The following is a 19,841-nucleotide window of genomic DNA, read 5'->3' as shown; positions in this document are numbered from 1 at the left end:
ATGAAAATCCCGCATTACATACTATTAACATCGCTATTGTTTTTGGGCTTAATGGCCCAATCGCAAAATACAACAGCCCGAATTGGATTGTTAAAATACAATGGAGGTGGTGATTGGTATGCAAATCCGGGATCATTGCCTAACCTGATTCAATTTTGCAAAGACAATAAAGTTGCCAACATTCAGGCGGAGCCGATTACGGTTGAAGTTGGCAGTCCAGAAATTTTTTCTCTCCCCTTTCTGCATGTAACAGGGCATGGGAATATTGTTTTGAACAACCAGGAGGTTATCAACCTTAGAAAATATTTAATGGCCGGAGGGTTTCTTCATGTGGACGATAATTATGGTCTGAATGCTTATTTTAGAAGAGAGATTAAAAAAGTGTTTCCCGATGAAGAATTGGTTGAACTGCCCTACTCTCATCCAATTTATCACCAGGTATACGAATTCCCGACTGGTTTGCCAAAAATTCATGAGCACGATGGAAAAGCACCCCAGGGCTTTGGCTTGTTCTACAAAGGCAGGTTGGTTTGCTTTTATAGCTACGAAACCGATTTAGGCGATGGCTGGGAAGATACATCTGTTCATAACAACACAGAAGAAAAACATTTAGAGGCGCTAAAAATGGGCGCAAACATCATTGCATTCGCATTTGGTAATTAGAACAATTCTTAATTGATTGATTCCCTTTTAATTCTACTTTAATACTTCCTACACAGCTTGAATTTTTATTAACAAAATGATAACTTATAGTGATTTTATACCGATGATCATTTGAAAGCATTATTTGTTACACTTCGTTTCTAAATGAACTTTAATGTATATCGGTATTGTATCAAAACCATTTTAATTTAATGATATAACATTTGATATCAATCACTAAAGTTTATTGCTATGAAAAATAATAATTCTTGCAGAGGGATAATAGGCATCCTAACCGGTGGCGGTGATGTTCCGGGATTGAATCCAGCAATTCGCGCCGTAACCATTAGAGCATTACGAGAAGGTTATAAAGTTATCGGTATTCGAAAAGGCTGGAGAGGCCTGATTGATATCGTAAGAGATGAAAAAGCAGACAATAGTGAAAATTACGAGGTCCTAACCGAAGAGTTGGTGAATAAAGTTGGCCGTACTGGTGGGACCTTCCTCCATACTTCAAGAGTAAATCCTTCGAAAACCTCAAGAGAAAGAGTTCCGCATCATTTAAAAGACAAGTACGACAAGGATGTAAATGATTTGACTGAAGAGGTTCTTTCGAACCTGGATTTCTTAAATATTGATTACCTGATTCCAATTGGTGGAGATGATACTTTGAGCTATGGTGTACGTTTGTACCAGGAAGGCTTTAAAGTGATTGCCATTCCGAAAACCATGGATAATGATGTTCCGGGAACGGATTATTGCATTGGATTTAGCACCTGCATTACCCGAACCATTTCGCTTACGCACAGTTTAAGAACTTCGGCCGGATCGCACGAAAGGTTGCTGGTTCTTGAAGTATTTGGACGCTATGCCGGTTTTACAGCCATTCTTCCAACCCTGGCAGGAGCTGCCAACAGGTGCGTTATTCCTGAACACAATTTCGATATCGAAAGATTAACCGAACTGATGATTCAGGATCGATTCTCGAATCCAAGTCGCTACTCGGTGGTTCTGATATCGGAAGGTGCAGCATTCTCTGGTGAAGAAATGATTTTCCAGGATGATGTTACAGATGATTATGGCCATAAAAAATTGGGTGGTATTGGTGATATGGTTTCTGATCAAATGAAGCTTCTATCCCCAAAATTCAACAATTCCAAACCAATTAATGTAATCAATCAAAAGTTAGGTTATATGGTTCGCTGTGGCGACCCTGATGCGATTGATTCTATTGTGCCAATGGCCTTTGGTAATTTGGCTCTCGATTTAATTATTAAGGGCATTCACGGGCGCTTAATTACCCTGCGTAACGGTAGATACGATAACGCTCCTATCGATATTGTAACCAGCACCAAAAAACTGGTTGATGTAGATCGATATTATAATATAGACAGGCTGCGACCAAAGTATAACAGTTTCGAATTACAGCCATTGTTTTTAATGACAGGCTTGTAAAAACACAACATATTTTTGTACATTTGAGAAGCCTTTCGACATTGCGTTGAAAGGTTTCTACTTTCACAACCATTCCTTTTTATTTGTTTGATCGAAGTAATTTAATTTACAGATAATGTAACTTACAAGTTGATTCTTGTAATAATTAAATCGCTTTGGGCAAACCGGAACAGTATTTAATTAAATTTTTAAATCAAAAAAAACTATGTTAGAAGTTAACATTTTAGGCATTTCTGTATTGGAATGGATTGGTTACGCAGCCTCTGTACTGGTACTGGTATCCTTAAGTATGACATCGATTATCAAACTTCGATGGTACAACCTGGCAGGAGCGATTCTGTTTTCTACCTACGGATTTTTAATTGGATCTTTGCCCGTAGGAATCATGAACTTTTTAATTGTGTGTGCCAATATCTATAACCTAAAAAAGATGTATGCACGCAAAGAAGATTTCAAAGTAATCGAAATTAAAGAAAACGACGAACTGCTGATGCATTTTCTGGATTACTATAAAAAAGATATCGCCGGCTTTTATCCTAATTTCGAGAAAAGAGAAAAGCAAATGGGCATTTTTGTATTAAGAAATATGGCGGTTGCAGGAATCTTTATCGGTACACAGGAAGAGAGCGAATTAAGAATTGAATTGGATTATGCACTTCCTCAATACAGGGATTTTAAAGTAGGAGATTACTTGTACAAAAGCTTAAAACAGACTTTAGGCAAGCACAATATTAAGTCGGTGTATTGCTCTTCTACCAAAATGTTGAAATACATGGAAAAAATGGGTTTTGAATCGAAAAACAAAAACAGCAAATCGATCATGCGAAAGGAATTGAACTAATTCCTTTTTGAAACAAATAAAAAAGCTTGACCCATTTTTGAGTCAAGCTTTTGTTTTATCTTGTACTTATTCATTTTTAAACCACCGCAATCATGGAAATTACTCCACAGTGATCCCAAATGTAACATGACCAGTATTGTAAGTTTTCATAACACAAAGTGGACCACCTCCTATTATAGTTTCAATTATGGGTTCATAAAAATATATTCTTACACTACCTAAATCATCTGATTTTTCCTTTCGAATAATATTAACTGTTTTATTTTCTCTAATCGTATTGGACTCCGTGACATCCGCCGTAACTGTTCCTTTTCCAATCCCAACATCTAGCTTCAAATCTCCATTAAACTTATTTGTATGAACTTTTGTAGATTCATATGTCATAGTTATCGTTTTATCAATACTTTCATCTTCTTCAATGATATTAACATACCTATATAAAGATTCTTCAGCTAAATGCCACTTTCCTAAAGATATTTTGTTCTGTAAGAAAATATTTTTAGCCGTAAAATTATTAGGATTAATTTTATAAATATGTTTTGAAGAACTAAACCAGGTTGAGTGTTCCCTTTCGTGTGTAATATTAAAATTCCATATTTCATATGGCTTTAGTGGAACATATACAATCTGCGGATGCTGATTTGTAGATGTTATAACCTCGAATCGAAACTCATAAGCCCCTTTGGTCCACATTCTATCTATAAGCTCTTCTTGCGATAGCTCCCTACTTTTTTGAGTAGTTTCATAATTTTGTATATACGGATCATCACTATTTGATCCCGTATCCACTTGATCTGATACTTTAAAATAAGTAGTAGGATTTATTGATATATAACTTAAATACTCTGACATAGATCTATTTAGACTCCCGGATCTTTGTGTTGGTGTAATACCATAATATAAATAGTCCCTTTGAAATGCTTTTTGATAAATACTTCCATCGTTTCTATTAAAATGAGTAAAAGCTGTCAGCGCTCTAGGCCCGACAAAGTTAAAGTCGGTCATAGTTGATTTTGTGTCAGTTTTAATTATAGCTTCCTTAGTTCCATCAAAATTAGGTGACTTAAATTGAATAGAACTGACATTTAAATTTTTCGTATCACCGATTTCGTCTATAGGAACTATAACTCTACTATTTTCATTTACCACAAATACATGGAAATTTGGCACTTCACCTTTTTCTAGACTAAGTTCCTTCTCTCCATTCAAATACAATGAAGTCTCAATCTCCTCAGATACAACGACAGGAACTTCATTATCCTTAATATTTAAGTTTTCTGGTTTAATATTAAACATCATAATTTCTGGAACCAAGATATTCAACAATGGAACATTTGACTCAATTTCTGTAATTATTTCTTTTGATGAGTACGACACTAATATATCTCGGAATGAATTCCCATTGATTTCCTTATTTTTTACTAATAGGTATAGTACATCATAGTTCTTATCAAATTGTTTTATGGATTCTGTTTTAAGAAATTCTCTGACATCTTCTCTTTCATATGTAGCCTTGGATAAGATCTCCGCAAATTGCAACAAATATTTCTCATTCGTTTTTGCACTAACCTCATCATTCAAAACATCTGTAATATCTTCATCCAATTTATCATTATCCGAACATGAAGAAAATAGAATCCCTACGATTCCAATAATTAAAAATAACTTTTCATTTTATTTAAGATTTATTATATTAAGTGTAAATTTCATGTAAAACATGAAGCTTACATTATTTAATTTTCAGTCCAATAATTTATAACGATAGACAAAAACAATTTAATATCGACACATACATTTCAATATCTGCAACTTTAGTTCAAGGGTCATTATGCAAAATCTACTTCCATATATTTTTAAAATCAATATTTTTGTAATTTTATATCTATCCTTACACACTATTATAATATACATAACAAATATAGATTATAAATGCCTATAAAACTAGTTATTTATTATGTATTCTCATGTTGAATAACATATTCAAACGATTGTTATGTTATTCACGTTTGCCATTTTTCAAAATCTTAATACTCAGGTTACATTATCAACAAATTGAATTTTTAAATAACCTACGTGAATCTTAATTTATTTATACTTGATTGCAAAAAAAAAGCTTGACCCAAATGGGTCAAGCTTTTTTTTGAGCAACTCTATCCTATCTAATAGCTAAAAGTAGTCGAGTTCGGCATAGTACCAACGGTAAAACTTTTCAGTTCTGCACCTTCACTATTGTAAACATGAACGGTACCTGGAGTTGTAGCATCTATTGCTTCGCACAACCATAAGTTATCACTTACAGGATTTACATCCATACCATAGAATGTAGTATCAATAAGTTTAATTGTTGGCAATGCCGTATCAGATATATTCATTGCATAAACTGCATCCGACATGAAGTAAACAACATCTTTCGCCTTGTTTATTGCAATATTTTTGATCCCACTTGTCGAAAGGTTCGTCAAATCATATGAGGTTACTGCACTGGTTGATTCAGTTATTACAGAAATTCCAGAATTGGTATAAGTTACATTTGGCCAGTTAGAATAATCTGGAACACCTGAACAATACACCCAAATGTCGCCATTAGCATCAACAACCATATCTTTAGGGCAAGATTTCACAGTAATGGTTTCTAAAACCTGATCAGACTCAATATCGATAACTGATACTGTATTATCATCGTTAGACCAACCACCACTATTAGCAACATATAATTTACCATTCGATACTACCATTTTTTCAGGACCGGCACCAACTGCAATCTCTCCTGTTTTTGTCATAGTATTTAGGTCAATAATATAAATTTCGTTGTTTTCCTTTGCATAGTTTGCATCCTGACCATTTCCATTAGAAACATACGCTTTATCGCCAGCTAAGGTAATTTCTCGAGGATAAGAGAAACCATCTATTGTTGCATTATGGGTAAAATCAATTTTATTTGCAACCTCAACATAACCTGCACCGCTTGCTGTAGTTACAACAATAAAAGCATAATCATCATTTACAGCCATAGATTGAGGGTACTGTCCCAATGCAACGCCATTATTTGCAGTCGAGAAGTAATTATTAGTCACCTCATCATTTCTGTTGATCATACTTAAACTACCATTAGAACTCCCCTCGTTCAAAATATAGAAAAAGCTGATCTGTTTTTCACCAATGCTAATATTAAAAGTACCTGTAAGTTCGTTATCTCCATCGGTAACTTTAAATGAAAACTCATCGGTTAAGGTTTGGCTTCCGTTATGAACGTACACAACTTTTGAAGCTGCCACATCAGCTTGAGTAAATTGATCAATAGCTGTTGAAAGGTCATCTGCATTGGCAAGAATACCATTTTCGGTTGCAGTAGTCACAGTGTAAATAATATTTACATCTTCCGTATCCGTATCAACTACAGCCAATTCTGAAGGAGTAATTGTTATGCTTGCACCATTTTCAATAACAACACCTTTGTTTACAGACAATGTTGGCATTGCATTATCATCGTCGTCTGTACAAGAAACGAATAAAGCACTTGCTATTAGCAAGCCCAGGCTAAATTTTAAAAACTTTTTCATGATTATGATTGTATTAAAAAATTACATTCACCCCTAAATAATAAGCTCGGCCCGGCATGGGGTAATACTTAACCAGCTCATACGATTTATCTAAAATATTCTCAATCCTACCTGTTAAACTAAACTTTGCATACTCTGTTTTAAACTGATATCCTCCATTCACATCAAGTAGAAAATTTCCATCAACTTTTTGTTCTTCCCAGTTTTTAGTATTTGATCTGAAGGTTGCAATAACACCAGCATTCCATTTCTCTGATATAAAATCATTCAAAATTTTAGTGATATGGTGAGGGCGATAGGCTATGGTTTGCTTATAATCCGCACTAGATTTATCATTATTATAGGCGTCGTTATAGGCATACTTAAACATGGTTTGCATATATTTTTTACTTCCAACAGCTAACGAATGCTTTACTTCCATCTCCAATCCCTTACTTATCATCTGCCCTGTATTTAAGGGGCTCCAATGTGAGCCTGTTGGTTGCCACGAAATGGCATTCTTGTTCTTGGACTGGTAGACAGCTACATCTGTGCTAATTTTTCCAAAATTGCTTACTAGGGATAATATAGTCAATCCCAACTCAGCATTCCAACCTTCCTCTGCTTTTATTTCCTCATTACCTCCTGGCTGCCAATACCTTTCGTTAAAAGTAGGTCTACGAAAATGAGTTCCCCATTTTGCTCTAACATCCAAAAATTTAGGAATCACATTCCACAAACTACTAAAGGAATACATTTCAGGTGGATTGATCTCCGTATTCCACTCTTTGCCAATCGTAATAATGAATGTTCCGAATTTTGGTGTATATTTTCCGGCAAGCGTTATTCTGGATTCATACTCCTCTTTCTCATAATTGTTGGTTTGGCCTTTCAACCAGGAATATTTGGCGTTTATATCCAAACTAAACTTTGAATTATGGTAATAGCGTATGTTTGCATCGTTCAATATCCTTTCCGAAGATATTTCAGACAAATAGCCATTGGTATACTTCAGGTAATCGTATAAATATGCTGATTTTAGCTCCACACGAAATTTTCCGACTAGAGTCTTCCAACCCAAATATACCTTGAGGGAAGAGTCTCTTTGTTGCTGACTGCTTCTTGGTTCACCAATTCCCATTATGCCAGCAATATTCTTTTTCTTTGCCTGGTACCATGCACCCAAATCAATAAAGTGCTTATCAAATTTAAAATGTAAATCATGAATGGTTCCGTATGCCCTGTTTTCATTATGAGTCAAACGTTCAGTCGGAGATCCAAAATCATATTTATCTGTATAAGTAAAATCATTTTTACCATATTGAAAAAAGGCCTGTGCAGTATAAGAAATCCAATTATTTGAATACTTTCCGTACAATTTTGTTTTGTAATTCGAAAAACTTCCAAATTCCGATTGTAAACCAAGCGACGATTCATCTTTCCAATTTGGAGTATTGGACAATTCAATAGCTCCTCCCATTGTTCCACTTCCATAGAGTGAACCAACCGCTCCATAAACTATTTGCACATCGTCAAAACTACCAGCTCCAATCAAAGACAAATCGGCCGATCCTGTTGTAAGTGAATTTACCGGTACTCCGTTCCAATTTACCGATGTATGAGTTGCAGAAGCTCCCCGAATGCTAACCGTGGATAGAGCTCCTTGAGAACCATTAGAAGAAACATTTAATAATGAAACTTTTTGTAATATCCCTGCCAAATCTTTGCCTTCGTACTTTTGTAGGATAATAGAATCAACTTTAATCTTTTTCTCGGTTGAAGAAAAATGTTTGAGTCTGGGTGCAACAATATCAATCGTATTTAATTGCACAGTATCCTTACCAATGTTTTGAGCCTGGATATTAACACTCAAGAAAATTAAGAAAAAAAATAAACTCCACTTCATCTTACCAATTGATATAGCAGGGAACACGAAAGGATAACAATAGTTAAAGGCAACCATCATTTTCCAAACACCTTCACCGAATGTTTTGAAAATCAAATGCTAACTGGCAGGTCTTCTGGCTTGTTCAACTTTTATCGGCCTTCCCATTCCGATATTGGAACAGTGGCATAGTGGAATAAAAGCATTAATAGAACTTACAGCTACGGGAACAGCTCCGGATTTTAACCGGATTCCCTTTTCATCTCCATTTGAAAAAATTCAAATATTTGAGAACCAATTGCGCTGCAAATGTAAAAAAAAAGACCAATAAATCCACTAATTAAATCAATTTAAAAAACATGCTGTATATCAGGTGTTAACAATACATTTATTAATAATTAAGGGGAAGCCTTCACCTTAAGACCTCCCCTTTTTCTATTAAAAAATATCCAAACTAAAACTGATATGAAAATTTTGCCATAATGCTTCTACCCGGCATATTGTAGCCATCCTTTTCTGTGTAGTTTTCGTTCAGCAAATTGGCAATGCTTATTCCAAGTGTATAATGCTCTTTAAAAGTATAGCTAGCCGAATAATCAAATACATATGATATCGGATGATACAGCAACTCTTCGTTTACCAATTTAGGACGTACTTCTTTTCCCTGATATACAATTGGCTCTTTGGTGATATCGGGCCAGTTCGAATAATCAGCCAGGTACATGTAATTGTTTTCATATCTGTGGCCAATATATCTACCGTTTAATTTTGTAGAGAATCCTTTCAGGTTATCGTATTCAATTCCAAATGAGGCAGTATTGTTACGTACAAATCTCATTTCTCCTTCCAGCTTATTACCCAAGGCATCTTCATATTTCACTTTAGCATCAAACAAATGCGTGTAGTTCAAATACAAACGAAGAGAATAGTCATATTGCTTTAAAGCTCCAAAATCATAAGAAGCAGTTACTTCCAATCCATCCATATCAGCACTATGCGCATTGGTATATGTGGTGCTGTAATCAGGCAAATAAGTTCTAATGATTTTGTCCTTATGATGGGTATTAAAATAAGTTAGATCTACAGCTATTCCCTTCTGGTAACTGTTATAGGCCAATCCAAAATCAACTGTTTTAGAGGTTTCAGGTTCAAGTTCTGGATTCCCAACTGTAGTAGAAGTTCCCCTGGTATATTTACCTGCAACCTGGTAAGCTTTTGGTGCTAAAAATGCATTCCCATAGCTGGTGTGAGCCGATAAACCTTCCCATATTTCGTATTTCACACCAAAATTACCAGTAAACTCCCAATAGTCTTCGCTGCTTTTATCATTTCCCAGCAAATTGTCGGCCTCCAGTTTAAATTTGATATGATCTCCCCTTGCGCCAAGCATCAGGTTTAATCGATCATCAACAAGCTTAAATTGCAATTGCGCAAACATCCCTGTTGCAATATTCTTATAATCTGGCTGATATGGAGCCTCTACATCACCATTGGGTGCAAAATTTGTGCTTTCATATTCTTCCGTTTTATGATCCATTCCCAAACCAAGATTGTGACTTCCGAATTGATATGAATCCAACAACTGAAAACCATAATTCTTATAAATGCTTTCAAAGTCTCCATAACCATCCGATCCTACGTCAAAAGTTTTATTCTCCTCATTTGAGTAGTAAGGCGAAAATGTAAGTTGATGATTTTTAATTTTTCCTAACACATCAATTCCGGCAGAATAACGTTCAATATCCTTAGAATCCATTCCTTCGGTATGCCAAAAATTACCTGGTGTTTCAATATCATCGCCTTTATAGTACGTACCGTTCAGGTTAATTTTCCAATCCTTGGCGATTTTGACACCAAGTCGACCATTCAGATTGTAGGTTGTGAATTGTGTATTTTCCATTCGCTCTCCATAGCTGCTTTCATCTAGTATCGATTTTGCATAGCTTTCATCATATAAATTTTTATCACCCGTTTTATAGTCTTTTGCCTGATTTTTATAAGAAAAACCAAAGTCAAAATCCAACTCTTCAGAAATCGATCCACCAGTAGCTAAATTTAAGTTTGAAGTCTGAAAGCTGCCATATTCAACATCAACACGGCCACCAATTTTTCCCGTGCTATTTTTTGTTACAATATTGACCACTCCGGCCATGGCAGCTGATCCATATTGGGCAGAAAATGGACCTTTTAAAATCTCAACTCGCTCAACATTCTGCAAGTTTATACTGGCGATATTATCAGTACCTGAAGGTTTTCCATCAACCAAAATCACTGTATATTTTACACTCGGCGATGGTGTAAAACCACGCATACTAACTACTGCAGAAACTCCTGGGTACTGCAATATATCGATAGATGCAGATCTCTTTAATAAACCAGCCACATGGCTTGCAGGGGAAGCTTCGATGGTTCTTTTTGTGATGACTTCAATTTTTTGGGGCAAATCTTTCACTTTTACATTTACACGCGAAGCATTGATTTCAACCTCCTCCAAATTCAAATGCTTCACAACCTTTTTATCATCGGTTGGATTTGGAATTTCATCAGCTTTAACTGCAAAATTAAATAATGATAGCAATGCAAAAGCCGTTAAAAATGTTCTTTTCATGTTTGAAAAAATTAAATGAAAATAAGTTTAACTCATGCATGCAAACAGGGAGCTCAAGAAAAATAAACAATACATTCCCAAGGACCAGTTATGGCATTAACATCCTTCTACAAATGATTGATTGTATTTCCGTTCACTTGCTCTTTTTCCCGAAAGCAATGACTTTTAAAAAATGCAATGGCAGGTCTTCTGACTTGTTCTACTTTTTGAGGCCTTCCCATTCCGATGTATTGGAACAGTGGCAAGGAGAATTTCAAAAAGCTGATTTTAGAACTTACAGCTACGGGTATAGTTTCGGATTCTCACCGAATTCCCTTTTCATTTTACCCCTGTTAGAGGAGCAAAAACCAAATGCAAGGCAAATGTATATAAATTTTCACGATAGAAATCATGAAAATGACAGTTATTGTAATGATTTACAAAAAATATTTTATTATAACTGGAATGATTCTTTAAGATGGCTCAATAAAGACTGTATGCTTTTACATCGGGTTACTTCACCATTTCGGTGAACTTCCCACTCCATACAATCCTCCAGCAATTGCACGCAACAATCGCCGGCTTTTTCACAGGTTACCTGGTAACCTTCACGCGATAAAGCTCGTTGGGTCCAAAATCCCATCACATCATTACCCAGGAGTTGAATCATCTGTTTTTTCTGATAATTCATGATGAAGTTTCCGGTTTTTCGATCAAAATTGAAAGATTTGTTTTGAAAGGTATCCTCTATGCTTCCATTCAGCACCAAATCTTCGGGAGCGCCAACCTTAACGGGCTGGTTTCTGGCCATCAGCCAAATTAAATCGGCAGCTTGCAAGGCCAAATCCAGTTCATGGGTTGACAACAGAATGGCTTTATTCGTTTCCCTTGCCAAACGATGAAGCAAGCGCATAATTTCTACACGATTTGGCAGGTCAAGATGTGCAGTTGGCTCATCGAGCATGATTAAAGGAGTATCCTGTGCCAGGGCTTTCGCAATCATTACTCGTTGACGTTCTCCATCGCTCAACTGATTGATAAAATGATTGGCATAATGCAACAAACCAACCTGTTCGAGCGCCCATTTTATTTTCTCATTATCGGCATCAGACAATTTGCCCATCCAAGAAGTATACGGATGACGTCCCAGGGAAACGATATGATACACAGTTAGGTTCCCCACATTAATTCGTTCGGTAAGTACGATACTTAAAAGCTGGGCAATCTCCTTAAAATTTCTGTCTCGAATGGGAATATCTTCAACCAAAGTTCGACCAGCCAATGGAGCTTGTATGCCGGCAATGGTACGCATTAATGTAGATTTACCAGCCCCGTTAGGCCCCAATAAACATACCATTTCACCTCTTCGAATGGTAAGGTTAATATCAGAAAGTAAACACAAGACTTCCTTTTTGGATTGTTTATATCCAATCGACAAATTCTTGGTAACCAATATATTTTGATTCATTTCCTCTTTCATCACCATCTATCCTCCAAAGGATGCTTTAACATTTCTACTCCTGATAATCACCCAAATTACAACCGGGCCTCCAAAGAGTGCTGTTACCGAATTAATTGGCAAAGTACTTTGGTTTCCCGGCAACTGAGAAAAGATATCACATATTAGCATGATTGCTGCTCCTATAAGCACAACAGCAGGCATTAAGACCTTATGGCTTGCTGTTCTGAAAATGGATCGGGCAATATGCGGCACAGCTACTCCAACAAAAGCTATCGGACCAGTAAATGCGGTTAAAGTTCCTGCAATTAAAGCCGTACAAATAATTACCGCTATCCTGGTTCTGTTTACCGATATGCCAACTCCACGTGCATAATTCTCTCCAAGTAGCAAAGCATCCATGGGCTTAATCAGGAAAAATGATAAAATCAATCCTGATAAAACGATAGGCCCCATTACCTGCATTTCCATCCAGGTCACTCCTGCCAACGATCCAAAAGTCCAGACAATGAAACTTTGAATCTGTTCTGGTTCACTAAAATATTGAAGAATATTTACGATGGCTCCGGTTATACTTCCAAACATGATTCCTATAATTAATAGGGATACAGAATCGGAAATACGAATTGATGCCAGCGCCACCAATAAAAAAACAAGGGATGCACCTGCCACCGCAGCAACTACCAAAGCCCAGTTTCCCAGAGCTGCCGAAACAGCACCAAAAAAAGCGGGTACAATGGCCGAAGCCATTACCATTAATGCAACGCCTAAACTTGCTCCCGAGCTAATCCCCAAAACGAAAGGTCCTGCCAATGGATTTCGAAAAAGCGTTTGCATCATTAATCCGGTAACGGATAATCCTGCACCCACAAAAATGGCAGTCAATGCTTTTGGCAACCTAAAGTTAAGTACGATATAGTTCCAGGAGGTCTTTACCTCGCTCCCCGTTAGAATGGCAAATACCTTTTCAAAAGGAATGCTCACCGAACCAAAGATCAGGTCCAGCAATAAAAGACCAATGATAATCAGCCCCAGGCAACTAAAAAGCAGGGTTACAACTTTACCCTTATTCGAAATCATCATACTCTTACTTCAATTTCTGATAAAAATGCAATTCATAATCAGGCAGCAAGTCCGGATGCAAAATCTTGATGATGTCCTTGAATACAATATCTGGCTGCATTACGCCCGATTCGAACCAGTCATTTGCACCACTCTCCTTCATTCGTTTTGTGTAGCAATACACCTGCTTTGTTTTATAAGCTTCGAATAAGGTATATCTCTCATCCAGATTCTCCAGATCTTTTATCGTTTTACACTGCCCGGGACCAAACCAAATATCAGCATCATGTTGTTTGTCGAATACAGTTTCGAAACTTAAGGGCATACTGCCACTTGTGCTGTCCGAAAACCAACAATAATCGGCCTTACCATCTCTTAAAAATTGAGCCAAATACGATTGTCCACCTGGCATGTACCAGGTTCCTTTAAAGTTATAACCCGATAAAATGCTTGGTCCAGTTTTTACATCTTTTACCAATTTTTTTAAATCGATATATTTGGCTTCAACCTCGTCGAAATGTTGGTTGGCTTCGGCTTCTTTATTAAAAAATGCTGCAATAAATTTAGCCCATTCGGCTCTTGCCAGTGGCGATGATTCCATCCACTCAATATTGTAAGCAACTGGCAAACCTGCTTGCATTAGTTTCGTTTCACGATCTGTTATCTTCATAAAACCTGCCACCATCACCAAATCAGGATCAATCTCAACGATCTTCTCGAAATTTAAAGTTTCCGAATGTCCAACGGCCTGAATCTTTCCTTCCTTAAATTTCTGATCGATTTCCTCATCGTAAATGCGATCGGGCAAGGAGACAGCAACAATTTTATCCTCAACCCCCAGAAATTTTAGAATTCCAACTTGTGTACTCGATAAGGCGGCAATACTCTTTACAGGAACTTCAACCAGTAAAGCGTCTCCAGGAATATTCTTCACTTCCTCTCCCCTGTTTTTTAGGTAGTATTTTTGAAACACCTTACCAGGATTCCACGGATCCCAAACTATCAGTTCTTTCAAACCCTTTTGCAAATGGGTAATCTGAAAACCTTTGGCATACTTAACATTGGCCTTGTAATAAAAGGCAGAATCTGCAAGAGAATGTACCGCTTGCTGTTCAGTTTGCGATTTGGAGCTGGTAGAATTACAGGACGAAAACAGCAAGATGCTTGCTGCACACAATCCCAAATAATAAGATTTAAATAAGTTCATTTCTTCCACAAATATTGTGGGGAAGGACGATAAGAAAATACAATTCTTAAAAAATTATACTCTCGTTACTCAGTTCCCCGAAGTCACGAAATAGTTTATTCACCAGGCAGGTATTCCGACTTACCTATTTACGATAGGATCACGGCTGCGGGGACAGCTTTGGATTCTCACCAAATTCCCTTTTCATTCTTTATTAAGAAACCCAATTGTTGCAAAGCTATGTAATATTTTGGAAATACAAGAAGTTTTGGCTTTGGGTTATACAACATCATTCGAAATGAGTTTGAAGAGTGGATTTTCAAAGCATTAAAAAAGCAATTGCAGCAGTTAACTGCAAAAAAAAGAGATCAAATCATGGTGGATTCAATCTCTTGCATAGCTCTTTGTAACTTTTTTCAGACAGCAACAATTTCTTTCTTCATGCCATACAAAACAAAAAGGACTTCCTCCTTTTCTTTCTGACCTACATTGTTCATTTCCAATGCCTGTAAGATGTCATCAATCACAGCATTAAATTCTACATCGCTGATATTCATTCCTTTGTGAGTTGCCAGCATGTCTTTTCCTTCGTAAACATTTGGTCCTCCGGTACCCATAATAAAGAAATTAGCAGCTCCTTTTTTCAAAACTGCCACGTCGCTTTTCAAATAACGAGGTGAAATTGCAGGATTATTTAGATGCAAATCAACAGCATCACTGGCTATCTTTGTAATTCCCTCGCTACCACCTAATCGTTCATAAAGTGATAAATCCATTTTTAAATCCTCCTAAAATTAAAATAATCAGGAATTTACGGAGATTTACAAGCAATGTCAATTAATTAAACAAGCAAAAACTTCTGAAATGCCTATAAAATGGTATCTTTCCCATTCTAAATAAGATGAATTTACACCTATGAAAAACCTATTACTATTGCTCGTTTTTATCCCTTTTTTAGGATACTCACAGCAAACTCCCCTAGCTCAAAAATTTGCAGCATTAGAATATTTTATGGGTAATTGGGAAAGCCAGACCACTGGAAAGGCTGGAAAAGGCATTGGCAAACAAAGCTTTACAACAGAAATGAATGGGCAATACATTGGCTTAGATGTTGAAACCAAATTTGAACCAAGTGAAAAACATCCGGAAGGAGAATTACATATCGATAAAGGATATATTAGTTTTGATGCCTTTAGAAAGAAAATCATCTATCGACAGTTCAATATTGAAGGCTACGTAAACCAATACGTACTATCAACACCAAAGGAAGGAGTATTTGTTTTTGAAACCGAAGCTGTAGAGAATGTTCCAGCCGGCTTCAGAGCCAGAATCACTTTTGAAATAATTGATGAAAACAGCTTTAAGGAAGGATTTGAGCTAGCTGCTCCAGGTAAAGATTATTCGGGATGCATTTACAATACATGGCATCGGGTGAAATAAAAAAAGGACACGTAAAGACGTGTCCTAGGCTAAATTATTTCTTTGTATCTCCAATTTCTGTGAAAATTCCTGAATATCTTTTGTAATAAATTCGTGTACCACAATTTCAGGATTCACTTCAGAGATAATCTCTTTTACTCTTTCTGTTTGAAATGGCATGTGCTGATCGATTTGCAAAACATGTTTTCTTGCACAGGTATATTTATCCAAATGACTCAATTGACTCCAGTCTTCAGGTAAACCATTCATTACTTGTTTTAACTGATATTCTCCCGATAAGCTTAAGTTTAGATGCAAACTGTTTATTTTATGCTGCATCTCTTTCGATAAACGACTGATTCGATCCAAAACAAAATCAACGGCTTCATCTTCGCAACGCAGTGCAGGATTGGTATTCATTAAATGTCCTGTATCGAGCAGTAAATCCCAATTCGAAAAATGAAGCTGGGCTGCAAAATCATCAGCAACTGCAGGAAACAATAAATCCAAACCTGGCCACCACAAATTTTCAATTGCCAACTTTACAGGTGGTTCGCTTCCATTAAACTCCTTTGTTGTTTGATTCAATAATTCGGCAAAAGCTGAAAGTACCTCTGTACTCTTATAGGTAAAATCCCTGGTAAAGGAATGTTCCAACTCAACATGTGCAGCATGTAAAACGGCATGTGCGGGTTCATAAGCAGCCGCATTCTCCCAAAGTTTTCTTTGAGCCGCCACCATTTCCTTTTGATTCTTCCCACCACAGCAAAATTTCAAGTACTCTTCCGACATTTCCGGGAAATAACTTTTTACAGCTTCCTCTCCCTTTCTCCAAACATTCAACCAGGTAACCCAAAAAGGCAAGTGTACCGATTTTACAATCTCCTTTGGAATTTCATCCGACTGATCTTCATAGCCAATCAACAATTCAATTCCATCCAAATCTTTCTGCTCAATATATTCCGACAACCCTTCCCAGGCATTTTCAAATCGATTCACATCGCTTGGATGAACCGAAAAATCAATCAGGTTCTGATATTTCATTTATAAAAGCTTCTTTAATATATATAGCAATCTATTTTCGGCATCAAAAATAGTCCTAATTGACCATTTTCAAACTCAAAATTCCATCATTTTTTGATCACTTTTTTTCCAGTTCAGTCAAAAAATGACGTTTTGCCCCTTTTTCCAAAATTCCGTAAACGTTATCATAAACCTCTTAAATGCAAGAATCATGTTAATAATGACAAAATTCTTTATTAAATCTACGTAACGCAAACAATTTCGGGGCTTTCCGAAACCGTTATAAGTTCATTTTTTCGTTATTTCTTCGATTTTGGGAGATTTTATTTAGATCATTTCTAGCAAGAATACATAGATTTACAACATCAGCATAAGAGAAAAAACAAGAGCTGATTTTATTAACATTTAATTATTAAATTTTTATCAAATGAAAAAAGCAAATTTAAATCTAAAAGGATTCGTATTGGGAGTAATACTTTTCTTGGGAGCAAGTTCGGCATTTGCAACAGGTAACATCAAAATCAACCCTTATTTGGATACCGATTTATCCATTGTATCAATTATCAATCCAACCGAGTCGGTATTGAAAATGAAAATTTACGATGCAGAAGGTAATTTGTACTACTCTAAAAAAGTAAACAGTACTACAACCGACCAGAAGTTATTCGATTTTTCATACCTGGAAGATGGTGTTTACAAAATTGTTCTTGTAGGAGCCGATAACAAAGTAGAAAAAGAATTTTCGGTAGAAGACAGCAAACTAAAAGTTGAAACTGCTAAAAAATTAGCTGAAAAAACTTTATTCAGATCTGAAGATAACAGTCTGTTTGTTAGCTACCTGTCTTTCGAAAACAAAAAATTCAATCTATCGATTATCGATGCTTATGGAAACGAGGTGTTTGAAGAGTCATATTTATCTGCACCAACATTTTCGAAGAAATTCAATGTTACTGCATTGCCTGAAGGAAATTATAAAGTTCGTCTAACATCAAACGAAAAAGTTTACAATTATGCCTTCAGAAAGTAATGACCAATGTGGGTCGAGTGACCAGATGATTCTTAAGAATCACATTTTTTTAATAAGTGTATCCCTTTAAAAACAGAGATACACTTATTTTTTTTAGAAGATATTCATTCCCAAATCATAGTCCTACCCAAACCCTTTCGATATTTAATTTATCTATCCAGATATCATAATAATTGATTTGCAAATAATAGCTATAAAGGATATATTCACGATTCTAAAATAAAGGGGTAATTAATTTTATTTAAATAGATCAGAAAAATGAAAAAACTATTATTTGCTATCGCAATCTGCGGATTCGTATTAAGCTCTTGTGGAAACAAAACCAAAACGGCTTCAGCTGAAGAAAAAGCTTGTTGTTCAAAAGAAAAAACTGAAGCTAGTGCAGATTTAGAAAAAGGATGTTCACAAGGATGTACTCACGGTACAAAAACTGAATGTTCAAAGGAAGCTACTGCTGAAACTAAAAAATCTTGTTGCGAAGACAAAAAAGCCGAAGCTAATAAATCTTGTTGTTCGAAAGAAAAAACAGAAGCTACTGCAGCAACTGAATGCAAAGGTGATTGCAAAAAAGAATGCAGCAAAGAGTCATAAGACTTTTTTTAAAAGATATTGATAAGGTCGCACTATTTAGGAGCGGCCTTTTTTTGTACCTGTTAGTGTAATCTTACAATCAAAATCTATTTATCAAAAATAAAACTAGAGTACAATTAAATTTGTTTTTCATTATGATCTTGATTATCTTATAGATAGACAAGCACATCTACCTCACTTCCTACGAACAATTGGAAAATACTCAATCGGATCTTTTTTAAGCACAAACAAATTTATGGTATGGCTAAGGTAATTATTTTCGGAATTTTAGACACTGCTGAACTGGCTCATTGGTACCTCGAAAACGACAGTGAGCACGAAGTTGTGGCATTCACGGTAAATCAGGAATACATTAAAGAAGATTCTTTCAAAGGACTGCCAGTGGTGGCTTTTGAAAGCGTGGAAAATGAATACCCACCAAGCCAATACAAACTATTTGCACCTATGACTGGTAAAAAAATGAACCAGTTAAGAGAAAAAGTATACCTGGCTGGAAAAGAAAAAGGTTACGATTACATTTCATACATCAGTTCAAAAGCTACGGTTTGTGGGAACGAGATTGGTGAGAACTGTTTCATACTGGAAGATAATACCTTGCAGCCATTTACTAAAATTGGCAATAATGTGGTTCTATGGAGTGGCAATCACATTGGGCATCATGGCGAAATTAAAGACCACGTTTTTTTCACCTCCCATGTAGTCATGTCGGGTCATTGTACCATAGAATCCTACTGCTTTTTTGGAGTGAATGCAACCATTCGCGATTATTCTCATTTGGCCAAAGGCACCCTGCTAGCCATGGGTGCAAGTTTAACAAAACAAAAAACGGAAGAATGGGGCGTTTATGTAGGCAACCCTGCAAAAAAACTGGAAGGAAAAATCAGCCACGAGCTGTATTAACTATTAATCAATTTATTATAAAAATCCATGAATACATTTTCATGGATTTTTTGTTAGAGAAATATTAATCACATATCTTAGGTATTGGATTTCTATTTTTGATAATTTATATTTGTCGCAAACAATTGCGTAAATGAGGAAGATTAAAAACTATCTGATGTGTTTGAGTATGGTAATACCAATGTTGGTATTGCTGGCACACGATATTGTTCCTCATGACCACCA

The 19,841-nt window shown here is 36.1% G+C and carries 16 protein-coding genes and 3 riboswitches; of the genes, 7 read left to right on the top strand and 9 right to left on the bottom strand.

Going from position 1 to position 19,841, the window contains the following annotated elements; genetic code table 11:
• The 3 genes from ELS83_RS18655 (at window position 1) to ELS83_RS18645 (ending at window position 2,938) form a co-directional block, all read left to right on the top strand.
• Entirely contained in the window at window positions 1-663 is a 663-nt protein-coding gene (locus tag ELS83_RS18655) for a DUF4159 domain-containing protein (RefSeq protein ID WP_171597058.1), read from the top strand.
• A 231-nt stretch (window positions 664-894) separates the two neighbouring features.
• Window positions 895-2,097 carry a 6-phosphofructokinase gene (locus ELS83_RS18650; RefSeq protein WP_171597057.1) on the top strand — a complete coding sequence of 401 codons (1,203 nt, stop codon included), beginning with the start codon at window positions 895-897 and terminating at the stop codon, window positions 2,095-2,097.
• Between the two features lie 205 nt (window positions 2,098-2,302).
• A complete protein-coding gene (locus ELS83_RS18645) occupies window positions 2,303-2,938 on the top strand; it encodes a YgjV family protein (protein WP_171597056.1) in 636 nt (211 codons plus the stop codon).
• Window positions 2,939-3,037: 99 nt separating this feature from the next.
• Here ELS83_RS18645 and ELS83_RS18640 read toward each other — a convergent pair whose 3' ends face one another.
• The 8 genes from ELS83_RS18640 to ELS83_RS18605 all read right to left on the bottom strand — a co-directional run bounded on the left by ELS83_RS18640 (window position 3,038) and on the right by ELS83_RS18605 (window position 15,432).
• Complete coding sequence (locus ELS83_RS18640) at window positions 3,038-4,543, bottom strand: hypothetical protein (protein WP_171597055.1); 1,506 nt, start codon at window positions 4,541-4,543, stop codon at window positions 3,038-3,040.
• 554 nt (window positions 4,544-5,097) lie between these two features.
• Complete coding sequence (locus ELS83_RS18635; RefSeq protein ID WP_171597054.1) at window positions 5,098-6,498, bottom strand: cadherin-like domain-containing protein; 1,401 nt, start codon at window positions 6,496-6,498, stop codon at window positions 5,098-5,100.
• A 13-nt stretch (window positions 6,499-6,511) separates the two neighbouring features.
• Window positions 6,512-8,350, bottom strand: coding sequence for a TonB-dependent receptor (locus ELS83_RS18630; RefSeq protein WP_171597053.1), 1,839 nt, complete (start codon window positions 8,348-8,350; stop codon window positions 6,512-6,514).
• A gap of 121 nt (window positions 8,351-8,471) precedes the next feature.
• A riboswitch (cobalamin riboswitch) is annotated at window positions 8,472-8,676 on the bottom strand.
• Between the two features lie 140 nt (window positions 8,677-8,816).
• Window positions 8,817-10,970, bottom strand: coding sequence for a TonB-dependent receptor plug domain-containing protein (locus tag ELS83_RS18625; RefSeq protein ID WP_171597052.1), 2,154 nt, complete (start codon window positions 10,968-10,970; stop codon window positions 8,817-8,819).
• Window positions 10,971-11,132: 162 nt separating this feature from the next.
• Window positions 11,133-11,338: riboswitch (cobalamin riboswitch) on the bottom strand.
• 65 nt (window positions 11,339-11,403) lie between these two features.
• The gene (locus ELS83_RS18620; RefSeq protein ID WP_171597051.1) at window positions 11,404-12,417 is read right to left on the bottom strand and encodes an ABC transporter ATP-binding protein; all 1,014 of its coding nucleotides are present in this window, start codon (window positions 12,415-12,417) and stop codon (window positions 11,404-11,406) included.
• An 18-nt stretch (window positions 12,418-12,435) separates the two neighbouring features.
• Window positions 12,436-13,488 (bottom strand): iron ABC transporter permease, encoded by a 1,053-nt coding sequence (locus ELS83_RS18615; RefSeq protein WP_171597050.1) that lies wholly within the window; start codon window positions 13,486-13,488, stop codon window positions 12,436-12,438.
• A 7-nt stretch (window positions 13,489-13,495) separates the two neighbouring features.
• Window positions 13,496-14,677 (bottom strand): ABC transporter substrate-binding protein, encoded by a 1,182-nt coding sequence (locus ELS83_RS18610; RefSeq protein ID WP_171597049.1) that lies wholly within the window; start codon window positions 14,675-14,677, stop codon window positions 13,496-13,498.
• Between the two features lie 88 nt (window positions 14,678-14,765).
• A riboswitch (cobalamin riboswitch) is annotated at window positions 14,766-14,898 on the bottom strand.
• A 174-nt stretch (window positions 14,899-15,072) separates the two neighbouring features.
• The gene (locus ELS83_RS18605) at window positions 15,073-15,432 is read right to left on the bottom strand and encodes a group I truncated hemoglobin (protein WP_171597048.1); all 360 of its coding nucleotides are present in this window, start codon (window positions 15,430-15,432) and stop codon (window positions 15,073-15,075) included.
• A 139-nt stretch (window positions 15,433-15,571) separates the two neighbouring features.
• Here ELS83_RS18605 and ELS83_RS18600 point away from each other — a divergent pair, with 139 nt between their 5' ends.
• Window positions 15,572-16,096, top strand: a complete 525-nt coding sequence (locus ELS83_RS18600; RefSeq protein ID WP_171597047.1) for a hypothetical protein — start codon at window positions 15,572-15,574, stop codon at window positions 16,094-16,096.
• A gap of 24 nt (window positions 16,097-16,120) precedes the next feature.
• On the opposite strand, the gene ELS83_RS18595 is transcribed toward ELS83_RS18600, so the two are convergent.
• On the bottom strand, window positions 16,121-17,119 hold the full coding sequence (locus tag ELS83_RS18595; protein WP_171597046.1) for a sugar phosphate isomerase: 999 nt from the start codon (window positions 17,117-17,119) through the stop codon (window positions 16,121-16,123).
• 406 nt (window positions 17,120-17,525) lie between these two features.
• Between ELS83_RS18595 and ELS83_RS18590 the strand changes: the two genes are divergently transcribed.
• From ELS83_RS18590 to ELS83_RS18580, 3 genes are all read left to right on the top strand, one after another.
• Window positions 17,526-18,125 carry a T9SS type A sorting domain-containing protein gene (locus ELS83_RS18590; RefSeq protein ID WP_171597045.1) on the top strand — a complete coding sequence of 200 codons (600 nt, stop codon included), beginning with the start codon at window positions 17,526-17,528 and terminating at the stop codon, window positions 18,123-18,125.
• A 258-nt stretch (window positions 18,126-18,383) separates the two neighbouring features.
• Window positions 18,384-18,716, top strand: a complete 333-nt coding sequence (locus ELS83_RS18585; protein ID WP_171597044.1) for a hypothetical protein — start codon at window positions 18,384-18,386, stop codon at window positions 18,714-18,716.
• 240 nt (window positions 18,717-18,956) lie between these two features.
• Window positions 18,957-19,616 (top strand): acetyltransferase, encoded by a 660-nt coding sequence (locus tag ELS83_RS18580; protein WP_171597043.1) that lies wholly within the window; start codon window positions 18,957-18,959, stop codon window positions 19,614-19,616.
• The last annotated feature ends 225 nt before the right edge of the window (window positions 19,617-19,841 follow it).

It is taken from the genome of Marinifilum caeruleilacunae (assembly GCF_013141825.1).
GTDB classification, from domain to species: domain Bacteria; phylum Bacteroidota; class Bacteroidia; order Bacteroidales; family Marinifilaceae; genus Marinifilum; species Marinifilum caeruleilacunae.
Note: the sequence above shows the minus strand (reverse complement) of the source record. Positions and strands in the feature narration are given on the sequence as shown.